Here is a 6591-nt window from a genome sequence, read left to right as displayed (position 1 = left end):
TGTTAAGGTAAACATATCATTTCCAAACAGCACAATAAAAAACATGAGCATGAATTACATATCAGGAAGCAATACATATTACTATACTGCAAATTATGATGTTTATGGGGATTACACCTATTTTATATGGGCTATAGATTCTTTTAATAACAGCAATGTTTCCTCAGTTTATCAATTTTCCGTATCTCTTCAGCCAGAGCCCCCGGTCGTGTCAAGCATTACTGCATTCCCAAATACACAGGAAATATCCGAATGTGTAAATATTTCATGCAATGCTACTGACAATGTTGAAGTAGGAAAAGTAAAAACAATTATTAAAGACCCGGGTGGAAGCACAATGGGCAACTTCACCATGCAGGGATATAACTTAAACGAACGAAAGAATGGCATATATTATTATTATTTCTTTCCGCATGAATTGGGCATCTATTCCTATCACATATGGGCTTGCGATATAAATTTAAATCAGAATTCTTCCTCAACTTATACATTTTGTGTAGAAGATACTGTTCCCCCTGAAATAAAAAATGTTTCAGCTCATCCGGCTTTGCAGGACGTGAACGGATCAATAAATATTTCCTGCATGATAACGGATAATCACGAAGTTGATTCTGTTGGAATTAACATTTTTTGTCCAAATGGAAGCGTGTTAAACAATGCAATGAACGGAAATGGAGAAATTTTCTTTTTAAATTGTTCATTCTCCCAAAATGGGGTGTACAATTATTCAATACGGGCAGAAGATAAGAGCAATAATTCTAATTTATCTGCCAGCTATTCATTCAAGATTACATTCTTCCCTATCGCAAACTTTTCTTATACCCCCTTAAATCCAACAGATCTTGATACAATAACATTTGATGCTTCCAATTCCTATGATCCAGATGGCTCTATCGTTAATTACACATGGTCATTCGGAGATGGAAGCGTTGCATATGAGACTGTAGTGAATCATAAGTATAGTTCAGACGGAAACTATGATGTAACTCTGACAGTTTATGACAATGATGGAGCATGGGATTGTATGGAAATAGAATTATTAGTTGCCAATGTTCCTCCTATAGCAAATTTCAGTTTCAGCCCTTCCAATGCGACGGTGGGACAAACAATTCAATTTAATGACGGTTCACATGACCCGGACGGCAATATATACATCTGGCAGTGGGATTTTGGAGATGGTACCTGGATTAACGGTACCTATGAGAAGGCCAATCCCATACATGCCTATGCAAGAGACGGCATATTTAACATTACACTCACCGTTACTGACGATGATTACGCCAAAAGCAATATCACAAAACAGATACATATAAGGGATATTTGTCCCCCCGATATAAAAAACCTAAGTGCAAACCCAAATCCTCAGGAAATCTATGGCAATGTAAATATTACCTGTAAAATTGAAGACGACGTCTCAGTTGCAACAGCCGTGATAAATGTTACAGGTATTGATCATAATAACTCTGGAGTGAAATTCAACGAAAGTATGAATCATGCATCTGGCACTTCAATATGGTATTATGATGTGCCGTACAATAAGGAAGGCAACTACAGCTATTTTGTGTGGTCAGATGACCCAAGCGGGAACGTGAACATAACTTCCATCCATACCTTTAAAATAATCATTCCGGCAGAGCCTCCCAGGATAACAAATGTACAATCAACACCAGCCGAGCAGCAATACGGCTCGCGGGTAAATATTTCCTGCAATGTAACAGATAACGTTGAGGTGGAAGAAGTCAGAATTAACGTTACCTATACAAACGGCACTACCGGAAACTTTACCATGCACGGCTACAATACAGATGGAAAGGGAAATGGGGCGTATTACTATAACAACACTTATCTCTCTCTCGGAAATTATACCTACTTTGTATGGTCCAGGGACATAAACGACTACGGAAATACTTCAGAAATAAAAAATTTTAGTATTGTTGATACAACACCGCCAGAAATACGGAATGTTTCTGTAAATCCTTCTATTCAGAAACCCGGTAACAATATCAACATATCATGCATTATAATAGATAACATGGAAGTAGACCGAGTTTACATGGAAATTAAGTATCCAAATGGGACTATTTTGGAGTTTGCAATGCAAAATTGGGGCATGTATTATCTGAATAAAACTTATGACGGATTGGGCACATATAACTGGACCATACATGCAAATGATACGGCCGGAAATAAGAATTTGTATGAGAATGCATTTATCATAACATTTTTCCCGGATGCAAATTTTTCTTATACACCACCGTCTCCAACTGATTTGGATACCATCCAATTTATAGATAATTCAAGCGACGTTGACGGCATATTAGTCAACTGGACGTGGGATTTCGGCGATGGAAATATAAGCTACGAGCAGAATCCGTTATATCAATACGCAGATGACGGAACATATACCGTTGTGCTTACTGTAAAAGATGATGATGGGGCAACCAATATAATCTCAAAAGAAGTCATTGCCAGAAATATTTTTCCGACAGTTGGTTTTGAATACACGCCGTCAAGCCCAACAGACCTGGATGTTGTAACGTTCAATGCTTCTGGCTCCTCTGATCCGGACGGGCATATCGTAAATTATACCTGGTCATTCGGAGACGGAAATATGGGTTATGGTTGCAATGTATCTTACCAATACATTTTCAACGGAAATTATACCATAAATTTGACCATCATGGACAATGATGGTGCAATTAGTTTCACTGAAAAGAATATTACAATTTTAAATGTCCCGCCGGTTGTCAACTTTTCGTATGAAATTAACGGTTTTACTGTCTACTTCACCGATCTCTCATCGGATGGTGACGGCTCTATTGTTAATTACACATGGTCATTTGGGGACGGGAACATAAGTTACGACAAAAACACAACCAATTTTTACAGCCATGAGGGAGTGTATAGTGTATCTCTTACCGTTGTTGATGATGACGGCGGCACTGCCATTAGATACGAGATGGTGTCATTAGGGCTATCACTGATTGCGAATTTTTCTTATACCCCAGAAAGCCCAATTTCTGATGAGCAAATTAATTTTATAGACAATTCATCAAACGCGGAAAGGTGGCAATGGAATTTTGGAGATAACTGCACAAGTGATAAACAAAATCCATTGCATATATATCCTATAGGAAATTATTATAATGTTACGCTGACAATTTTTAATGGAAGCAAGAATGCCAGCATTTCAAAAATTTTGGGAGTGGGTACAAAAATACAGATTTTCAGAAATGAAAACAATGTGGTGAATTACATCCCCTGGCTTGGAAATGAAACGAAAGCATCTGATCTTGCATCTTTAATAGGAAATGATATAATGCCAACCGGCAGTGTGGTAAGCAGATGGAATGTCAGCATTGGAGCATTTGATAGTTATGTTGTCGGTATTTCTCCACCTTCCTATGATTTTGTTATTCATCCGTATGATTCTATTGTTGTGCGGGTGGCGCAATCCGGCCCTTTTGTGGAGTATGCGTTTAAACTCATTGACAGGGTTGTTTATCTCTTTAAGAGCGAAAGAAATGTTGTGAACAATGTTGTGTGGAGTTGTATCAATGAAACGAAAGCATCTGATCTTGCATCTTTAATAGGAAATGATATAATGCCAACCGGCAGTGTGGTAAGCAGATGGAATGTCAGCATTGGAGCATTTGATAGTTATGTTGTCGGTATTTCTCCACCTTCCTATGATTTTGTTATTGAACCTGGGGATTGTGTCGTTTTGAGAGTTTCAAGTAGTGGTGAATTTAGTATAGGGGTGAAAAAATGAGGAAAATAAAAAGCCTGTTGGTGATAATGTTGTTGCTTGTAAGTTTAACAAGCATATTGAAAGTGGGAAACACTCTGGATCAGCCGTTTCCTGTATACGGATACATAAAGGACTCGAATGGAAATGCTATTCCAGGGGGCATAGATGTTACCATAAAAGATGTAACTAAATCGACGCAGATGAGCATATCCACCCAAAGCAATGGCTATTATCAGGCAAATTTATCCAATCTGGGAAATTGTGAAAACGGAGATAGTATAGAAATATACTGCTCGTATCAAAATGAAGATAACGCAAAGACATTTGCATTGAATGTGGCACAGCCTTCAAAAAATGTAAGTTTTTCATTGATAGGAAAGCCAGATGTCTTAACAAATGATGCAACAGATATAACAAGCGGTTCGGCAAAATTGAACGGCGAGCTGACTGATTTAAAGGATACAAGCTGCCAAGTCTGGTTTGAGTATGGAAAAACAACTTCATACGGGCAGACAACCGCAAAGGGAACCAAGTATTCCCCGACACCTTTTTTCGAACCAATATCTGGGCTTCAGCCCGACAGTACATACCATTTCAGGGCTGTGGCAAAGAACAGCAGAAAAACCGCCTATGGGGCAGATAAAACATTTCACACCAGTCCGACTCTTCCGCAAGTTACAACAAATGCTGCGACCGGCATTGGCTATGATTCAGCCATCCTCAATGGCTATTTGAGTAAGGTGGGGGCAAACAGTTGCAACGTATGGTTTGTCTATGACGATGTTTCCCACGAAAAGTGGTGGGAATATGCTCACGAAACGCATAAATACAACAAAACATCTGCTTCTTCCTTTTCTTCCTCTATCTCTGGACTGGAGTTAGATACTACCTATCATTTCCGCGTCGTTGCCCAGAATAGCGCCGGAAATGTAAGCGGAGATGATGCTGCCTTCACGACACATGTGGTACTTCCGTCGGTTAATACGCTTGATGCAGAGAATGTTACCAGCAATTCTGCCATTCTCAGAGGAAATTTAAAGGATCTGGGTGGCGACGAGAACTGCAGTGTGTGGTTTGAGTATGGGGAGATGACTTCTTACGGGCGTTCAACTACAAACATCTCGTTGGGCAGTGCAGCTGAATTTGATGCCCAAATATATGATTTAGGGCCAGGAAAAACATACCATTTCAGGGCTGCTGTAAAGAACAGCAAAGGCACTTCATACGGCTCGGATAAAATTTTTACTACATCAGCAGTAAAAGCGGAAGTTGAGACAGGTTCAGTAGAATATGCAGTAGTCCTCAAAGCGAATGTAACAAGCATGGGCGGAGATGAAAGCTGTCAGGTATGGTTTGAATATAATGAAAATGGCGATAAAAACGCAACTCAAACACAGAAAAAAGAGGTGAATAATAAAGGAATGTTTACGGAAGTCATAACTGGTTTGAAAGAAAACTCGACTTACTACTACAGGGCTGTAATAAACAACAGCCAAGGAATTTCTTATGGCACAAATTTATCCTTCAAAATGCTCTCCCTTCCAGTAGCACCTGCAATTGAAACATTGTCGGCTAATCAATCATATAATAATGCAACTTTACATGCAAATATAACCTCCTTGGGGGGCAGCACGTTTTGCTATGTGTGGTTTGAATACTGGGACGGTGAAAAGCATTCAACGCCTGTTGAAATTATCAATAATACTGGGAAATTCAATACAAGCATTGAAGGTCTCGAAGACGGAGAAAACTACCACTACAAGGCTATAGCCGTAGGTGCCAACGGAAGAATTTCATATGGTGGGACAAATAATTTCACAACCCTTTCATTAGAAAATCATGAGCCAATAGTATCGCTTTTATCGCCTGGGAATAACTCGACAGTTAACATAGGGACATCACTGATAGCAAATGTTTATGATGAAGACGGGGATATGATGAATGTTACGTTTTATTTGGATGAAAGTAGCGTTTATTCTGGTATTTTGAAAAGTGGAATTGTGAGTGTTGCCCTGCATTTGGATTATGGTAAAAATTATAGCTGGCATGTGATTGCAAACGACAGAAAAAACAGCAGCATGTCCAATGTTTACTATTTCTCAACCATTAAGCAAATGATAGCAAACTTTAGCCATTCCTTTGTTTTTGAGGGTGAAACGGCTTTCTTCAATGATACATCAACGGGAGAAATAGAGCAGTGGAGCTGGGACTTCGGAGATGGAAACATAAACTATGAAAAAAATACAATACATATTTATGAAAAAGCTGGAAGTTATACTGTAAATTTAACAATAATCGATGTATATGGAAATACTCTCCATAAAGAAAAAGAAGTGATGGTATGGAAGCGAGGGGATGCAAACATGGATGGGAACATAAACGCCCTAGATATAACAAAAATCGAGAGAATCCTGGAAGGTATGGATAATGAGCCTGTCTATCCCCATCCTGCAGATGCCGATGGAGATCAGGATGTAGACAATGACGATATGGTTGCCGTAATAAATAAAATCTTGGGATTTACATGAAAAAAATAGTGTTGTTGCTAACCTTTATCGCATTTTTTATCCCATTAGCTGTGGCAGCGGAAGGGACATCCATATCACTCTTATCTCCCCCGATAGTTGTCGTTGGAAATGAATTTTATGTAGATGTAACGGCTCAGAACCTGATTAGCTTCAGTGCAGCCAATTATTCTATTCATTACAATCCCTCGCTTTTCGAAATAGAGGAGATGTACAACGGCAGCATAGATGGAACAGACATTCCTTTAATTTATTCAGTAAACAATGATACAGGGATTTGCAGAGTAGTTCAGAATGCAGGTTTACAGGGAATAA

Annotated in this window: 3 protein-coding genes; all 3 read left to right on the top strand. The window is 38.9% G+C overall.

Annotated features, from left to right (window positions below):
- Window positions 1-3772, top strand: a 3772-nt coding sequence (locus U9O96_05030) for a PKD domain-containing protein (protein ID MEA2054462.1), incomplete at its 5' end; no start/stop codon positions are given.
- Window positions 3769-6279, top strand: a complete 2511-nt coding sequence (locus tag U9O96_05025) for a PKD domain-containing protein (GenBank protein ID MEA2054461.1) — start codon at window positions 3769-3771, stop codon at window positions 6277-6279. The genes U9O96_05030 and U9O96_05025, both read left to right, overlap by 4 nt.
- Window positions 6276-6591 (top strand): cohesin domain-containing protein (locus U9O96_05020; GenBank protein ID MEA2054460.1); only part of this gene is annotated, 316 nt, incomplete at its 3' end. The genes U9O96_05025 and U9O96_05020, both read left to right, overlap by 4 nt.

This window comes from Candidatus Thermoplasmatota archaeon (genome assembly GCA_034660695.1).
GTDB lineage: Archaea > Thermoplasmatota > E2 > UBA202 > DSCA01 > JAYEJS01.
This window is presented reverse-complemented; position numbering and strand designations above follow the sequence as displayed.